This window comes from Microbacterium sp. BK668 (genome assembly GCF_004362195.1).
In the GTDB taxonomy this organism is placed as follows: Bacteria; Actinomycetota; Actinomycetes; order Actinomycetales; family Microbacteriaceae; genus Microbacterium.
On sequence record NZ_SNWG01000001.1, the window covers coordinates 1,305,926 to 1,322,654 of the forward strand.

General features: G+C 69.1%; 13 protein-coding genes. 9 read left to right on the forward strand and 4 right to left on the reverse strand.

Annotation, left to right across the window (positions count from 1 at the left end):
• The first annotated feature begins 215 nt into the window (after positions 1 to 215).
• Both EV279_RS05765 and EV279_RS05770 read left to right on the forward strand, forming a co-directional pair.
• Entirely contained in the window at positions 216 to 1,556 is a 1,341-nt protein-coding gene (locus EV279_RS05765) for a diguanylate cyclase (RefSeq protein ID WP_133541917.1), read from the forward strand.
• 205 nt (positions 1,557 to 1,761) lie between these two features.
• A complete protein-coding gene (locus EV279_RS05770; RefSeq protein ID WP_133541918.1) occupies positions 1,762 to 4,695 on the forward strand; it encodes an immunoglobulin-like domain-containing protein in 2,934 nt (977 codons plus the stop codon).
• 75 nt (positions 4,696 to 4,770) lie between these two features.
• Here the strand turns inward: EV279_RS05770 and EV279_RS05775 are convergent, their stop codons facing one another.
• On the reverse strand, positions 4,771 to 5,181 hold the full coding sequence (locus tag EV279_RS05775) for a hypothetical protein (RefSeq protein ID WP_133541919.1): 411 nt from the start codon (positions 5,179 to 5,181) through the stop codon (positions 4,771 to 4,773).
• 156 nt (positions 5,182 to 5,337) lie between these two features.
• On the reverse strand, positions 5,338 to 5,676 hold the full coding sequence (locus EV279_RS05780) for a hypothetical protein (RefSeq protein ID WP_133541920.1): 339 nt from the start codon (positions 5,674 to 5,676) through the stop codon (positions 5,338 to 5,340).
• A gap of 168 nt (positions 5,677 to 5,844) precedes the next feature.
• On the opposite strand from EV279_RS05780, the gene EV279_RS05785 reads away from it, so the two are divergent.
• Positions 5,845 to 6,285 carry a MarR family transcriptional regulator gene (locus EV279_RS05785; protein WP_133541921.1) on the forward strand — a complete coding sequence of 147 codons (441 nt, stop codon included), beginning with the start codon at positions 5,845 to 5,847 and terminating at the stop codon, positions 6,283 to 6,285.
• 49 nt (positions 6,286 to 6,334) lie between these two features.
• On the opposite strand, the gene EV279_RS05790 is transcribed toward EV279_RS05785, so the two are convergent.
• Entirely contained in the window at positions 6,335 to 6,679 is a 345-nt protein-coding gene (locus EV279_RS05790) for a hypothetical protein (protein WP_133541922.1), read from the reverse strand.
• Positions 6,680 to 6,856: 177 nt separating this feature from the next.
• Here EV279_RS05790 and EV279_RS05795 point away from each other — a divergent pair, with 177 nt between their 5' ends.
• From EV279_RS05795 to EV279_RS05805, 3 genes are all read left to right on the forward strand, one after another.
• Positions 6,857 to 7,549 carry a phosphatase PAP2 family protein gene (locus EV279_RS05795; RefSeq protein ID WP_133541923.1) on the forward strand — a complete coding sequence of 231 codons (693 nt, stop codon included), beginning with the start codon at positions 6,857 to 6,859 and terminating at the stop codon, positions 7,547 to 7,549.
• Between the two features lie 80 nt (positions 7,550 to 7,629).
• Positions 7,630 to 8,433, forward strand: coding sequence for a DUF1206 domain-containing protein (locus tag EV279_RS05800; RefSeq protein WP_133541924.1), 804 nt, complete (start codon positions 7,630 to 7,632; stop codon positions 8,431 to 8,433).
• Positions 8,434 to 8,601: 168 nt separating this feature from the next.
• Positions 8,602 to 8,880: a GlsB/YeaQ/YmgE family stress response membrane protein gene (locus EV279_RS05805; protein ID WP_133541925.1), complete on the forward strand. Its 279-nt coding sequence runs from the start codon at positions 8,602 to 8,604 to the stop codon at positions 8,878 to 8,880.
• A gap of 138 nt (positions 8,881 to 9,018) precedes the next feature.
• Here EV279_RS05805 and EV279_RS05810 read toward each other — a convergent pair whose 3' ends face one another.
• Positions 9,019 to 10,011, reverse strand: coding sequence for a LacI family DNA-binding transcriptional regulator (locus EV279_RS05810; RefSeq protein WP_166644468.1), 993 nt, complete (start codon positions 10,009 to 10,011; stop codon positions 9,019 to 9,021).
• 355 nt (positions 10,012 to 10,366) lie between these two features.
• Here EV279_RS05810 and EV279_RS05815 point away from each other — a divergent pair, with 355 nt between their 5' ends.
• The 3 genes from EV279_RS05815 (at position 10,367) to EV279_RS05825 (ending at position 16,723) form a co-directional block, all read left to right on the forward strand.
• The gene (locus tag EV279_RS05815) at positions 10,367 to 13,354 is read left to right on the forward strand and encodes a family 43 glycosylhydrolase (RefSeq protein ID WP_243728455.1); all 2,988 of its coding nucleotides are present in this window, start codon (positions 10,367 to 10,369) and stop codon (positions 13,352 to 13,354) included.
• Positions 13,355 to 13,515: 161 nt separating this feature from the next.
• The gene (locus tag EV279_RS05820; protein ID WP_243728598.1) at positions 13,516 to 15,933 is read left to right on the forward strand and encodes a family 43 glycosylhydrolase; all 2,418 of its coding nucleotides are present in this window, start codon (positions 13,516 to 13,518) and stop codon (positions 15,931 to 15,933) included.
• Positions 15,934 to 16,021: 88 nt separating this feature from the next.
• A complete protein-coding gene (locus tag EV279_RS05825) occupies positions 16,022 to 16,723 on the forward strand; it encodes an SDR family oxidoreductase (protein ID WP_133541928.1) in 702 nt (233 codons plus the stop codon).
• Positions 16,724 to 16,729: the final 6 nt, after the last annotated feature.

Here is a 16,729-nt window from a genome sequence, read left to right on the forward strand (position 1 = left end):
CCAGCCTGCCAGGCCGGCGGCCTCGCAGACGAGAGGCGGCCGACGTCGGCGCCGCGATCGGCGTGCGCGAGGAAGGCGGCAGCGAGCGCTGCTTGCGAGGTCGGCGCGCGCAATGCGAACCTCGGTTTCGGGAAGAGGTCTCGCGCACGGCGGCGCCGGACGGCTCGGGATAGGCTTTCCGGGACCGGCTCGTGCGACGGAAGCGATAGGTGCACATGAGCGGAGCGAATGCGCTTCCGGTGGGCGTCGTCCACGTCGACCAGACAGGTCGCATCTCCGACGTCAATCCGTGGTTCGCGGAGTGGGCCTCGTCCACACCGGATGCGATCATCGGGCGTCCGATCGAGGAGTTCCTCGTCCACGCCGACGACGACCTCTTTCCCAGCCCGGACGGACCCGGGCCGTGGGTCATGGTGCCGCCTGGGCACCCCGGACGTGCCGTCATGGTGGCCCGCCACAGCGAGGGCTCCGATGAGGTCCTGGTCGTCTCCGAGGCATCCGAGCGATTCCGTGCGCTGCGCGATCTCCGCCGGCGCTATGCCCTCGCGGATCGCACCCGGACCCGCCTCGAGCTGATCATGGACTCGTCGGTCGCGTTCGCGACCGCGACGACAGAGGAACGCCTGGCCCAGGTGCTCGCCGACGCGACCCAGCGGGCCTACCGCGCGGAGGAGTCCACGGTCTACCTTCACGAGCCGGACGGGACGAGCGTCGTCGCCGCCGGCCCGGACCCCCTCCAGGGCCGGATCGGCGCCGAGACGCTGATCGATCTCGTGAGCGCCCCGCGCCGGATCATCAAGGTGGTCGACCCCGAGGAGGGGGAGCGCCTCCTGCCCGGACTCGGTGACGCGATGCGGGCCTCCGGCGTGCACGCGCTGATCGGCGCTCCGCTGCATCACGAGGAGAGCGACTTCGGCGCCTTCATCAGCTGGTTCCACCACACCCGCACGTTCGATGCGGAGGCCGCTCCGCTCGCCGGTGCGCTCGCGGGTCAGGCCGCGCAGGCGCTCGCCACCCTGCGGCTTCAGGCGCGTCTCGCGCACGCGGCGATGCACGACGAGGTGACGGGTCTTCCCAATCGACGCCTGCTCGAGGCGCAGATGGAGGAGATCGTCGGATCGGCCGGCTTCGCCGTGCTGTTCATCGACCTCGATGGCTTCAAGGGGGTGAACGATCTTCTGGGCCACCATGCCGGCGATCGGATGCTGCATGAAGCCGCCGACCGGCTCCTCGCGGGTGTGCGATCGGAGGACCTCGTCGCGCGGTACGGGGGCGACGAGTTCGTGATCGTCGCGCGGGACGTCGACAATCCGGCTGTCGCGTGGGAGATCGCGGAGCGCGTTCTGGAGGGGCTCCGCAGCGACCCGGGGGCGTCGCCGGCGGGTCAGCTCCTCAGCGCGAGCATCGGTGTCGCCGTCGCGCCTCCGGGCGCCGCCGTGCTGCCGGAGCAGCTCATGCGTCAGGCTGACGTCGCGATGTATCGCGCCAAGGCCGCGGGCGGGAACCGCATCGTCCTCGCGGACGACGACCGCGCCATGACACCTTTCTCCCGCTGAGTCCCGCGCCCGCGGCACGCCCCGCACGCGCGACGCGACCACTCCGCTCGTGATGCCCGCTCTTGCGTGTCGTCATCTGTGACCGCTAACATCAGGCCGACGGCTCGTGGATCGATAAACGTACGACGACTCTCATCGCCCTCGGCCCGCATCACCGATCAGACCGGCGCCCGCCGGTCACCGAGGTACGAAGGAGTACTTGCCGATGGTCCGTCCATCCCTCACGCGCACCCGACGATCGCGCACCGTCGCCGTGGCGGTGGCCGCGTCGCTGTGCGTCGGTCTTGCGGCCGCCGCCCCCGCGGCCGCCGACTCCGTCTACGACGACGTGCTCGACGGTCTCGTTCACCGCTTCGCCCTCGACGAGGCATCCGGGACCGTCGTCGCCAACACCGGGTCGGCCGGCGCGGCGGCGAACGCGACGCTCGTGCACCCCGAGAAGGCGACGCGCGGTGCGGATGGCATCCGGTTCAACCCCGATGCCTATGCCGACGCGCTGACCGGCGCCTACGTCCAGCTGCCGGACAACCTGACCGCGGGCATGCAGGCTCTGACCGTCGATTACGACATCTGGATCGATCCGGCGAACGTCGGCGAGCACCAGATCTGGAGCCTCGGCAACAAGGCGTCCTGCGATGCTGCGACCGGGCAGCAGGGACAGCTCTTCTCCTCCAACACCCAGCGGCTCCGCGTCGCCGCGGGCACGGTCAACGTCCAGCAGAACCGGGTCCGTCTTCCCGAGGGCGTCTGGAAGCACGTCACCTATACGCAGACCCCGAACGCCAACGGCACCTCATGGACGGGAACGCTCTACGTCGACGGCGTGCAGCACGCTCAGTCGACGGCCATCACGACAGCTCCGTCGGTCAACGCGGCAGGCACGAACTGCAACTACCTCGCCCGTTCGCAGGCCCCCGGCAACTATTCGTTCCGCGGCACGCTGTCCGACTTCCGCGTCTATGACCGGGGGCTGTCGGCGGCCGAGGTCTCGACCCGTGCGGCTCAGGGGAACGATGAAGGAGCGGTAGCGGATGCCGCGGCCATCGATCTCGGCCTGACGAGCGCGATCGTGGAAGACCTCGAGCTGCCCAAGACCGGCTCGATCGCCGGCTCGTCCATCACGTGGGCATCGTCCGACCCGTCGGTCATCGAGGTCGTGGTGCCGCCCACCGCGACGAGCGCGCGGAAGGTGCCGATCCGCGGGCTGGTCACGCGTCCGGCGCTCGGGCAGCCGGATGCGATCGTCGTGCTGACCGCCACCCTCAAGAAGGGGTCGCAGTCCATCGCGACTCGCGAGATCCCCATCACCGTGCCGGCCGAGTTCGACGTCGACCACTCGGTCGCCCGCGACGCGCTCGACCTGGAGCTCCACGCGACCGACGACGTGCGGGGCAACATCTCCCTGCCGACGACCGGCCGCTGGGGATCGGAGATCACCTGGGTGTCCGACTCGGATCTCGTCTCGTCGACAGGCGAGGTGAAGCGTCCGTCGTACGGCCACCCGGAGGTCGCCGTGACCCTGACCGCGACCATCGCGAAAGGCGCGGCCAGCGACGAGAAGGAGTTCGACCTCGTCGTCAAGCCGCTGCCTCGCGAGGAGGAGAAGGAGCGGTACTTCCTCGGCTACTTCAAGGGCGAGGGTATGGCCGACGGCGAGCAGATCATGTTCGCCACGTCCAACGGCAACACCGCGCTCGACTGGACGGGACTCACCGGCGGGTGGCCGTCGCTCGTGTCCCAGCTCGGTGACCAGGGGCTGCGCGATCCGCACATCGTGCGCTCGCCCGACGGCGACACGTTCTACATGATCGCGACGGACCTCAACTGGTACGACCAAGGCGGGTACGCGATCAACGACACGCAGTACATCGAGGTCTTCGAGTCGAACGACCTCGTGAACTGGACGCCGCAGCGTCACGTCAAGGTCGCGCCCGACAACGCCGGCAATGCCTTCGCGCCGGAGTCGCTCTGGGTCGACGAGATCGGCGCATACGCCGTGTTCTGGGCTCAGTCGCTGTGGAACGATCCCATCAACCGCACCGGACAGGGCAACGCGCAGATGTGGTACAACATCACGCGCGACTTCCAGACGTTCTCCGAGCCGAAGGTCTGGCAGAACCCCGCTCCGCAGTCGCGCATCGACACGACCGCCATCAAGGTCGGCGACGAGTACTACCGCGTCACGAAGAACGAGGCCGGCAACGCCGGTTCCGACATCTTCTCGGAGAAGAACACCGACTTCCTGGACAGCGACATCAACGCCTGGCAGCTCATCGCCCCGGCGCTGGGTCGCACCACGTGGCAGGCCACGGCCGGCTACGAGGGTCCGGTCATCTTCAAGGCCAACCCCGGTGACACCGCCTGCCCCGGACAGTTCTACCTCTGGGGCGACCGCTACACCAACGGCGGCGGCTACCAGGCGGCGTGCGAGGCGAACATCGAGGCGCCCACCTGGCAGCCGAAGACCATCACGATGACGAACGCGGGAGTGCCGCGCCCTCGCCACGGCACGGTGCTGCCCATCACCCTCCGCGAGTGGAACCACATCCGCGGCATCGCGAACCCCGATGTCGCGACGACCGTCGAGGTCTCCGTCGACGATGTCCGCGAGGGCGCGACGGCCGAGGCGACGGCCACGGTCGCTGCCGCCGACGGCTTCCAGACGGGCGGTCAGGTGCGCTTCACGGCCGGCGACTGGTCCGAGACGGTGTACCTCGAGGACGGAACGGCCAAGGCGGAGATCCCGGCCGGGCTGGGAGTCGGCGCGCACGAGGTGAAGGCCGAGTACCTCGGATTCGAGTACCTCCTCGCCTCGCAGGCGACCGCCTCCTTCGAGGTTCAGCCGCTCGTGACGGCGTCCGTCGCCGTGACGGGTCGCTGCGTCGCCGGCAAGGAGACGCTCGTCGTCACCGTCACGAACGCCGACGACCGCGCTATCCAGGTCGGCATCGCCACGGCGTATGGCCCGAAGCAGATCGCGACGCTCGCCGCCGGCAAGAGTGTCTCGGCCGCCTTCGCCACGCGCCTGGTGTCCGTGCCGTCGGGCACGGTGACGGCGACGGTCTCGGCGGGCGAAGGCGCTGAGCGCGAGCAGTCGGTCTACACGACTGCTCATCCCGCGCTCGGCTGCACGCCGTAGCGAGAGGCGCAGGAAGGACCCGCCGCGTTCCGGGGATCGCGGCGGGTCCTTCCGCTCAGGCGTTCGGGCACGCGGCTACCGCGAGCCGGCCGACGCGGTGCCGTCCGCCCGCAGCACGAGGACGGTCGTCACGGCGAGCACGACGACGCCGACGGACTCGACGATCACCGTCTCGGGGACGAGTGTGAAGTCCCATGTCTGCGTGATCCCGAAGAGGCCCACGGTCAGCGCGAGGAGGATCGCTCCGAGGCTGGCGACGAGGAAGAGCAGCCCCAGCACCGTCGCCGCCTGCAGCAGCCGGCCGCGGCTCACGAGCATCGCGATCGCCAGGACGAGGCCGGCTATCCCGTTCAGGATGAACAGGACGCCGAGGATGCCGCCGACCCCGTTCAACGCGAGGTAGAGGTGGATGCCGCCCGCGGCGAGCAGGAGGACGGCGCTGAGGATCCGCAGGATCCAGAGAACGCGGGAACTGGTTTCGCTCATGCCGTCACCGACCTCCGGTCGGGCCCCCCGTGGGCCTCCTCGGTTGAAACGAGCCCGGAGCCCGGAAGGTTCACGAACGCCGGCTCGCGCGGAGACAGGAGAGGGGCCGGTCCGCGTGGACCGGCCCCTTCATCGGTGTCTCAGGTTGCAGCGGGCTCAGGCCGCCGTCGGCACGGCTGTCGGCGCGGGCTCCTGAACCCAGTCGTTCAGGTCGATCGTGAGACCGCCCGTCGAGTTGGCGAGACGGCTGAACTCCTGCAGCACGGCGGGCAAGAGGGTCTCCGGGACCTCGGAGCTGAAGACGAAGCGCAGCGGAATGGATTCCTGAAGCCAGAGCGCGGACCGGCCGTGCGGATCGGCGACATCGTGCCGCCACGAGAGGGTGAAGCTCTCCCGGCGGCGTAGCTTGGTCGTGATGACGACCTTCAGATGAGCAAGGAGAGCGTCCGGAATCTCGATACCCCGGTCGCTGTCTCCGTAATACAGGCAGCCCATGAGGGCCTCCCTTCTCGGAACGGGGGTTCAGTGACGCCGGCGGAGTCACTGGTTCCGATTCCGCCCAGCGTAGCAAGAAACTTCACCGGTTTAAATAGCTCAGTGAAATATTCAGGCGTCTAAAGAAAGGAGTAGACTGCGGCGAGTCCGCGGTCTCGGGGAGTCCTCATGTCTGAAGAAGCAGTGGTGCCGGGCCTGAGGCGAGCCCTCACGGACTACATCCGTGCACGGTCCACCGCCTTCTCGGCCGCGCGCCGCGAGCTCGGCATCGGTGAGGGCGACGCGAACGCCCTCCTTCACATCGCGGCGCATCCCGGCATCCGTCCGACGCAGCTTCGCGAGTACCTGGGCATCACAGCCGCCGGCGTGACCGCCCTCATCGACCGGCTGGTCGATCGCGGTGCGGTGCGCCGTGACATCGATCCCGGTGATCGCCGCGTGAACCGCATCAGCCTGACCATCGATCTGGCCCAGGAGCCGTGGGTGCTGCTCACGCGATTCGACGACGACTTCGACACGGCCCTGCTCGATGCCGACGAGGTCGAGACCGCGCGGTTCGCGGAACTCCTCGACTCGCTGATCGCGATCACCGTGAGCCGCCGCGCCTGACACGCGCGGGACTGCCTCGGACGGGCGAAGCGCAGGGTCTTGCCGGCGCTCAGGGCGTGTCGAGTCCCGAGTAGCCCGCCGACTTCGTCTCGAGGAACTCGCACAGCGCCGAGACGGTCGCGAGCTCGTCGGACAGCGCCCGCACTCCGTCCGAGTCGAGTGTGATCGCCTCGTCGCGCGCCTCCATCGTCACGACCCACCTGGTGGCGAACGCCGCCTCCGGCTGGATGTACATGACCGTCGAGGCATTGGCCAGTTGCACGCCGACGAGCCCCGTGTTGGCGCCGTCCTCGCCGTCCTGGTGCATCACCTTGAACGTGCCGTCGATGCGATGCCCCTGCTCTTGGAACTCGGTGAGCCACGACTCGAGCGTCAGCTGACTGCGGAACGGCATCACCCGCACGTCCCGTCCGCACGATGAACACACACGGAGCAAATCTACGCGGTGGTCAGGAGCGATGTCGCCTCCCGATACGAATGACGCAGAACGGGCACGTCAAGCGGGGGCGGGATCCTCTTCGTTCTGCGACGATTTGAGCATGGGTCAGCACCACACCCCGCCCGCAGAAGCATGACGACCGACGCGCAGGAGCAGACCGCGGAGCTCGAGGCCATCCGCCACGTCGACGCGCGGCGCATGCTCGTCCTCACGATCGCGATCGTCGCGACCGTCGCGTTCGTGATCCTGAGACTCGTCGTCGCGCTCAGCGATCACTACCCGCTACCGATGGACGAGTGGTGGGACGATCTGATGCACGCGACGCTCACCGATGCCGGCGTGATCATCGCCTGGGTGCCCGCCATCGTGGGCGGCACGATCGGCATGATCGTGATCGGCCTCCTGCTCGTCCTCGTCCTGTGGTGGCGAAGGGGGCGGGGGGATGCCGCCAACATGGCCGCCGCGATCGTGCTCGTCGTCGCGATCGGCGCGCCCATGGCCGCGATCATCGCCCGCGCCAGGCCGGATGACTCCCTCGCGGAGCGCATGGCGACGTCGTTCCCGTCGGGTCACACCGCCGTGGCCACGACGGTCGTCGTGACGCTCGGCCTGCTGCTGCGCCGGTGGTACGTGTGGCTGGCGGGCGCCGTCTGGGTGGTGTTCATGATGTGGAGCCGGACCTACCTGCACGCGCACTGGCTGAGCGATGTCATCGCCGGGATGCTCGAAGGCATCGTCGTGGCGAGCCTCGTGTGGTGCGCGGTGGAGGCGCTGCGCGACCGCAGAGCGCAACGGTCCGACGAACCGGCGCCGACAGAGTCCTGACTCCGCGCTCTGGCCGGGAGCACGCCGCGCCGTCTCGTCAAGCCATACCCTGCCGCGGCCCGGCTCGATACTCTCCCCGCATGGACAACACCCCCCAAGCCGCTGCCCGGGCGGCACAGGATTCGACCGCGTTCAGAGTCGCGGCGCGGATCGGCTACATCGTTCTCGGCATCCTCCACCTCGTCATCGGCGGCATCGCCATCTCGATCGCCACCGGCGGCGGGGGAGAAGCCGACCAGGGCGGCGCCATGGAGCAGATCGGGAAGGCCCCCTTGGGAGTCTTCGTGCTCTGGCTCATCGTGCTGGGACTCGTCGCGCTCGCGGGATGGCAGGTCGCCGAGGCGCTGCTGGAGCGCGACCCCGACACCAAGAAGAAGTGGGGACACCGCGCCAAGTACATCGGCACGGCCCTCATCTACCTCGCGATCGCGGGCACGGCGCTGGTCTACGCCCTCGGTGGGCAGTCGGACTCCTCGGAGTCGACGCAGACGTTCAGCGCGCAGCTCATGTCGACGGGCCCCGGCGTCGTGCTGGTCGCGGTGATCGGCCTCGGAGTCGCGGCGATCGGCGTCGCGTTCATCTTCCGCGGGGCGACGCGGGCGTTCGAGAAGCACCTCGATCTCCCGGACAACCCGGCCCGGCGGGGAATCGTCACCTTCGGCGTCGTCGGCTACATCGCCAAGGGGATCGCAGTCGGAATCACCGGAATCCTCTTCATCGCCGCCGCCCTCACTCACGACCCCGAGACCGCGGGCGGCCTCGACGCCGCCCTGCACACGCTCGCCGAACTGCCGTTCGGGCCCGTGATCCTCTGGATCGTGGGCGCCGGCCTCGCGCTGTACGGCGTGTTCTGCTTCGCGCGGGCGCGCTACGCGCGCATGTGAGAGGATGCCTCAGCCGGAAAGCGCCGCACTATAGCGCGTCAAGAGCCTGCTGTACAGGGATGAAGCCGATATGCGCGGGAAATCGCCAGCCACGATAGCTTGGCTCCACCCCCCGCGCCGGACCCGCCGGCGCCGACCAACCTCGTAACACGGAGGAAGGAAAGCATCATGCTCTGGACCATTCTCGGACTCATCGTCATCGGGCTCATCGCCGGTCTGATCGCTCGCGCAGTCATTCCCGGCAAGCAGAGCATCGGCATCCTGATGACGATCGTCCTCGGCATCGTCGGCTCGTTCGTCGGAGGTTTCCTCGGATTCCTCATCTTCGGCGCCGACCCGCAGGGCGGCTTCCTGCAGCCCTCGGGCATCATCGGCTCGATCATCGGAGCCATCATCGTCCTCGGCATCTACGTCGCGGTCACGCGTCGTCGCAGCGTGACCCGCTGACGCGGCACGCGGCTCCTCTGCCGACGCTGACAGGACCTCGCCCGCCGGGCGTCCTTCGGGACACCCGGCGGGCGAGGTCTTCTGCATACGGCGCGCCCGAGGCCGATGCGGGCGGCCCCTCGGCGCGCACGAACGCAGTCAGCGGGTCGACGCGCGCAGGACGACGCTGGCCGCGGCGGTGATGCGCCGCGGGGCCCCCCGGCCGATCCCCGCGAGGCGGCGGAGCATCAAGGCGACGATCGCGTCGGCCATCTCGTCGTTGCCCGGCTCGATCGTCGAGAGCGGCGGTGTCAGGAATCGCCCCGACTTCACGTTGTCGAACCCTATGACCTGCACCTGTCCCGGAATGTCCCGGCCATTCTCGTGGAGCGCGCGGACGGCGCCCATGGCGCAGGAATCCGTGAGCGCGAAGACGGCGTCGAACTCGCGCGCTTCGTCGAGGAGGGCTCGGATGGTGCGGTAGCCGGCGGCGATGCCGAGGCTGCTCGGGACGATGAGCTCGGCCCGCGGACGCAGCCCTCGGGCCTCATGCGCATCGAGGTACCCCTGCGTGCGGAGGGTCTCGACGGAGTCGCCCTCGTCCGTCGAGCCGCCCAGCACGACGATGGAGCGAGCGCCTCGCTCCATCAGCGCCTCGGTCGCCATGCGCCCGCCGCCCCGGTTGTCCATCACGACGTGGTCGAGGCGCGCTGACAGCGCCCTCTCGCCGAGGAGGATGATCGGCTTCGACGGCGTGATGACGTCGAGATCGGTCGCCTCGCTCGCCGCGACCGCGAGGATGAAACCGTCATAGGTCTCGAGGTGGGACGCGGCGAGAGACTCGACCTCGGCCGAGATCGCACCGCCGGTGATCTCGGTCACCATGCGGACGCCCTGGGCCGCGAAGCGCCTAGACAGCCGGTCGGCGAGCTCGCCGTAGTATTCCTGCGCGAGGGCGGGCAGCCCCAGACCCACCATTCCCGTCCGGCCCCGGCGCAACGAGCGGGCACTCTGATTCAGGCGGTAGCCGAGCGCCTGGATCGCCTCGACGACGCGCTGCGTCGTCTCCGGGCCCACGTGATCCCGTCGCCCGTTGACGACGTTCGAGACGGTCTGGGCCGACACGCCGGCGCGCTGCGCAACATCCTGCATGGTGACGTGCGCTGTGAGATCAGGAGGCCGGGGCTCGTCGCTCAATCGGGAGGGAATCGCTTCGGGGGACATCCCGACTCTACCGGCCCTTTCGCCCGTCGTCCGCGACGTCCTCGTCGCCGCGCCGACGGCCACGAGTGAGCATGTGGCGGTTGTTCGATCAACGAATTCATCCGGATGCCTTGCCATCAGTATGTGTGACCGCTAACATCCGAATACCGCCAATCGGGCGCACCGCACAGAGCAGTGAGCCGGACCTCGACGCCGCTGTCATGTCGCCCAGCCTCGCGGTTCCTTCGGCGTGCCTTCGACGCGCCGTCGGGAGGTCGATGTTGATCGATAAAGGAGACGCGAAGTGAAGGCATCCATCCCTCTCGCCAGCAGGCAGCCGCGCGGCCGACGCCCCTCGCGGCTCGGCACGTACGGGAGGACGCTCCGGCCGATCGCGGCCCTCAGTGCAGCGCTCGTGGCCGGCGCGCTGCTGCTGGCCCCGGGCGGCGCGACGGCGGCCGATCCCTGGAACCCGGACTCGGGCTACACCTCCACCGACAAGGGCGACGGCACCTACACGGTGCCGCTGCTCAACGCGGATGTGCCCGACGTGTCGGTGGAGCGGATCCCCGCGTCGGAGAACGGGGAGGGTCGGGACATCTACTACATGATCAGCACCACGATGCACCTCAGCCCGGGTGCCCCGATCATGAAGTCCTACGACCTCGTCAACTGGGAGATCGTCAACTACGTCTTCGACCGCGCCGACATCAGCGACTCCTTCTCGCTGCGCAACGGACAGACCTCGTACGGCCAGGGCCAGTGGGCCTCGTCGATCCGCTACCACGCCGGCAAGTGGTACGTCGCCTTCAACACCAACAACCTCGGCGGCTCGTACCTCTACGTGACCGACGACATCGACGACGGCTCGTGGGAGCGGATCCCGCTCGGGCGGGCGTACCACGACCCGTCGCTGTTCTTCGACATCGACGGCACGCCCTACATCTTCTACGGGTCGGGTTCGACCAGCGCGGTCAAGCTCTCCAGCGACCTCAAGACCGTCGTCGCGGAGTATCCGCAGATCCTCCGCACCTCGGACTATCCCGGAGCGTCGTTCATCGGAGGCCTCTTCGAGGGCGCGCAGGTGCAGTACATCGACGGCAAGTACTACATCGTCATCATCACGTGGCCGTCCGGGCAGGGGCGTCAGGTGGCGCTCTTCCGCTCCGACTCGCTCCTCGGCCGGTATGCGACGGCCGACGGCAGCAACCCCTACGAGGCGAGGGGAGTGCTCAACTCGAACGGCTTCGCGCAGGGCAGCCTCGTTCCGATCGCGCGCGACGGCGGTGGCACGGACTGGTGGGGCATGTTCTTCCGCGACACCTTCCCGATCGGCCGCATCCCGGCGCTCATCCCGGCCACGTGGTCGAACGGCTGGCCGACGTTCGGCAACAACGGCTCGGTGCCGGTCAACGGCTCGTTCGCCAAGCCCATCGAGCTGTCGCCCGAGGAGGCGCTGTACGAGCGGCAGAAGAGCATCGTGGTCTCGGACGACTTCGACAACGATGCGCCCGAACGGGCCTACATGAACGAGGACTGGACGATCCCCGCCCCGCCGAGCGTCGACCAGTCGCTCCTCGGCGTCGAGCTGCTCGCGAACCCCGGCTTCGAGAACGGCACGACGGGGTGGACGGTCAACGACACCGCGACGATCGCTGCGTCGACGGATGCCGCATCCGGCGCCGGCGCCCTGCAGGTGACGGCTCGCCAGACGACCGGCTCGGGCCCCGCCCAGGACGTCTCGGGGAAGGTGCAGCACAACGTCACGTACGACATCTCGGCGAAGATCAAGTACGAGAACCCCAACAGCCCGGCGACGAAGCAGTTCTTCGTCACCGCCCGCTACGGGAGCACCTTCACCAACCTCGCGAGCGTCACGGCGACGCGCGGTCAGTGGGCGACGCTGTCGGGCAGCTTCACGGTGCCGACGACGCAGAGCCTGTCGTCGATGCGGATCTTCATCGAGACGCCCTGGACGAGCAACGCCAACGCGCTGGCCGCGCCCGACACGCACCTCATGGACTTCACGGTCGACGACGTCTCGCTCAAGGGCCGTCCGCTCACGACCGAGCTCCCGGTCGAGGCCGAGATCGCGCCGAACGGCTCCCGACTCGCGCTGCCCTGGGAGTGGAACCACGCTCCCGACAACCGCTACTGGTCGCTGACCGACCGCGACGGATGGCTGCGCCTGACGACGGGCAAGGTCGTCACGGGCAACACGCGGCACTACAAGCTCGCCAACGACGACGAGGCGACCTTCCTCGAGGAGGCACGCAACACCCTGTCGCAGCGCACCTTCGGCCCGCGCCAGTCGGCCGAGACGAAGCTCGACATCTCGGGTATGAAGAACGGCGACGTCGCAGGCCTCGCCGCGTACAACCGGGGGTTCTCGTACGTCGCGGTCAAGCGCGTGAACGGCGTCAACACGGTGGGCGTGGTCAACCGGGTGCAGCCGTTCACGGCGACGATCGACCAGGCAGCGGTCGAGAGTTTCCTGCCCGGCACGACGGCGGCGCTGGGCTCGGCCACGCAGGTGCACCTCAAGGCGGACCTCGACTTCGCGTCGCCGACGGGTCAGCTGTGGACGACCTTCTACTACAGCCTCGACGGCGGCACCTGGAACCAGCTCGGGACCCGCGTCGGGCCGCAGACGCTCGACGGCGCCCTGACGCACTTCATGGGTCATCGTGTGGGGCTGTTCACCTACGCGACCTCCGAGGCGGGCGGTCATGTCGATTTCGACCACTACCTGCTGAGCGACACGCTCACTGCGCAGAACCTCGCGCTCGACACCAGCGACCTCGATGCCGCGATCGCGCATGCCGCGACGCTTCGCGAGGCCGACTACCCCGCGGCGGAGTGGGCTGAGATGCGCAGGCTCCTCGCGCAGGCCCAGGCCGCGCGCGCCGGCACCTTCGGCACGCAGAACCAGATCGACGCCCCCGAGCGTGCGCTGAGCCTCCAGCTCGCGAAGCTCGGCGTGGTGAAGGTCGACGCGCCGTCGCTGGATGTGTCGGTGCTGGCGTCGACGCGGTGCGTGGCGGGCAAGGCGGTCGTGGCGGTGCAGGCGACGAACGGTGAGGCGGTGCCGGTGGCGCTGTCGATCTCGTCGGCGTACGGGTCGAAGACGGTCGCTGAGCTGGCGGCGGGCAAGACCACGGCGCAGGCGTTTACGTCGCGTCTGGTGTCGGTGCCGGAGGGTTCGGCGTCGGTGCAGGCTTCGGCCACGGTCGAGGGGAAGGCGGTGTCGGTGACGCTCGATGCACCGTACGCCGCGCGTTCCTGCGGCTGAGCGAACCGGCGGCCCGGGGTGCGGTGCCCCGGGCCGCCTTCCCCCCCGCGCAGGCGAGGCACCTCGCCTTCCGCGCCAGAGACTCCCGGGCCGGGGATCGGCTGACACGACCCGGCCCGGGACTGCAAGAAATCGCAGAACAAGGAGGATATCTCTTGGAGATGAGACTGGAGAGGCGAACCCGGCAACGGTTCGCCGCGATGGCGGCGGCAGGGCTGCTGCTCGTCGCCGGACTGGCCATGGCCGGCCCCGCATCGGCCGCCGACGAGGAGCTGATCACCAACGGCGGCTTCGAGAACGGCGCCACCGGCTGGTTCGCGAACAACGGCAACGCGGCCGACGGAGCGACGCTCACCGTGACGAGCGACGCGTACGCGGGCACGAACGCGCTGCGCGCCTCGGCCCGCAAGACGACGGGGTCGGGCCCCATGCAGGACCTGTCGGGCAAGCTGCAGGCGGGCAGCACCTACACCGTCAAGGCCCGGGTCAAGTACGACAACCCGAACAGCCCCGCGACGAAGCAGTTCTTCATCACGATGCACTACGGCGGCGGCACCTACACGAACCTCGGTTCGGTCACTCCGCAGCGCGGGCAGTGGGGGGCCATCAACGCCACCTTCACGATCCCCGCGTCGCAGAGCGTCGCAACGACCCGCATCTTCATCGAGACGCCGTGGGTCGACTCGGCGACCGCGGCCGCGGCGCCCGACACGCACCTGATGGACTTCACGGTCGACGACGTGTCGCTCGTGGGCACGCCTCCGCCCCCGCCGCCCTCCAAGACGATCGAGGTCGTGGGCAAGCTCCCGGGCGAGCACAACCCGCTCATCGGCCACAAGTTCGGCGCCGACGGCTTCGGCTTCGTCGACAAGGGCCGCGTGTACATGTACATGACCAATGACACGCAGGGCTACGCACCCAACCCGCTCACGGGCGTCTCGCCGTCGATCAACTACGGCAACATCAACCAGATCACCCTGATCTCGTCGACCGACCTCGTGAACTGGGTCGACCACGGCGAGATCCAGGTCGCGGGGCCGACCGGCGTCGCCCCGTTCACGAACAACTCGTGGGCTCCGGGCATGGCCAAGAAGGTGGTGAACGGCAAGGAGAAGTACTTCCTCTACTACGCCAACGGCGGCGGCTCGAGCAATGTCCTCACGGGCGATTCCCCGGTCGGGCCGTGGGTGAGCGAGCGCACGAGCACGCTCATCAACAGCAGCACCCCCGGCGCCCAGGGCGTCAGCTGGCTGTTCGACCCCGCGCCGCTCGTGGACGACGACGGCAAGAGCTACCTCTACTTCGGCGGTGGCCCCGCTTCGACGAGCTTCCCGGCCGCCGAGCGGTTCAACAACCCGAAGAACATCCGCGTGATCCAGCTCGGCGACGACATGGTGTCCACGCAGGGCACGGCTGCGGTCGTGGACGCTCCGGTGGCCTTCGAGGCTGCCCAGGTGTTCAAGCGCGGCGACAAGTACTACCTCTCGTACTCGTCGCACTTCGGCGGCACCGACTTCGGCGGCAACCAGACGCCGCTGCCGGGCTACCCGGGTGGCGGCCAGATCGGCTACATGATCTCGGACGACCCGATGTCGTGGCCGAAGGAGAAGTACGCCGGAGTGCTGTTCCCGAACCAGTCGCAGTTCTTCGGAGCCGGCACGGGTGGCAACAACCACCAGTCCGTGTTCGAGTACGAGGGCAAGTACTACTTCACGTACCACGCTCCGACGCTCAACAAGCGGATCAACGGAAACACCACCCAGGGCTACCGCAGCCCGCACATCGAGGAGCTGAGCTTCAATGCAGACGGCACCGCGAAGCAGGTCGTCGGCACGTACCAGGGCGTCCAGCAGGTGCGTGACTTCGACCCGTACCGCGTGTTCGAGGCGGAGACCTTCGGCTGGAGCAAGGGCGTCGCGACGGCGAAGACCTCGGGCGCAAGCACCGAGTTCGGTGCGACCGCGCCGAACCTCGCCGTGACGGATATCGACAACGGCGACTGGACGGGCCTCTCGTCGGTCGCGCTCGGCGAGAGCGGCGCAGCGTCGGTGACGGTCAAGGTCAAGCCGCTCCAGTCGGGCGGTTCCATCCAGGTGCGCGCCGGCAGCGAGACCGGTGCGGTTCTCGGGACGATCCCCGTCACCGGGAGCGCCGGCCAGTGGACCGAGCTCTCGGCGCCGCTCGAGGGCGCCGCAGGCACCCAGGACGTGTTCTTCACGTACTCGGGTCCGGCCGGCGACCTGTTCGAGCTCGACACCTATGCGTTCACGGCTGCTCCGGAGGAGCCGTCGCTGGATGTGTCGGTGCTGGCGTCGACGCGGTGCGTGGCGGGCAAGGCGGTCGTGGCGGTGCAGGCGACGAACGGTGAGGCGGTGCCGGTGGCGCTGTCGATCTCGTCGGCGTACGGGTCGAAGGCGGTCGCTGAGCTGGCGGCGGGCAAGACCACGGCGCAGGCGTTCACGTCGCGTCTGGTGTCGGTGCCGGAGGGTTCGGCGTCGGTGCAGGCTTCGGCCACGGTCGAGGGGAAGGCGGTGTCGGTGACGCTCGATGCACCGTACGCCGCGCGTTCCTGCGGCTGAGTGAACCGGTGGCCCGGGGCACAGCGCCCGTCCCGGGCCACCTCTCCCTCCCCGGGGGCTGCGGCCCCCGGGGTGGAAGGATGGACGGATGCCTCACATCCACCTCCTCACCGGCGCCGGATCCGGCATCGGCCGGGCCATCGCACTCCGGCTCGCCCATCGCGGCGACCGGCTCATCCTCGTCGCCCGTGACGCCGAGCGCGCGGCGCAGCTCGGGGACGAGTTCGACGCCGTCGCCACCATCGCGGCCGACCTGAGGCATCCCGATTCGCTCGCCCGGGCATTCGCCCGCGCAGACCTGCCCGACCTCGTCGACTCGGTCGTCCACGCGGCGGGCATCGTCGAGCTCGGGGGCGTCGGCGACCTTCCCGTCGACGCCTGGTCGTCGCAACTGGCGGTGAATCTCATCTCGGCGGCCGAGATCACGCGGCTGCTGCTGCCCGCGGTGCGGGCGGCGCAGGGCCAGATCGTCTTCCTGAACTCCGGCGCGGGCCTGACGGCTCACCCCTCGTGGGCGGCGTACGCGGCATCCAAGCACGGTCTGAAGGCCCTCGCCGACGCGCTCCGCGGCGAGGAGGCCGCGCACGGCGTGCGGGTGACGACGGTGTATCCCGGGCGCGCGGCGACACCGATGCAGGCGAAGGTGCACGAGCAGGAGGGGCAGGAGTACGACCCGTCGCGCTTCATCGATCCCGAATCGGTCGCGACCGCCGTGCTCACGGCGCTGGACCTGCCTCGTGACGCCGTCATCAGCGACCTCACGGTCCGCCCCGGTCCGAGGCCGCGCTAGCGGCCC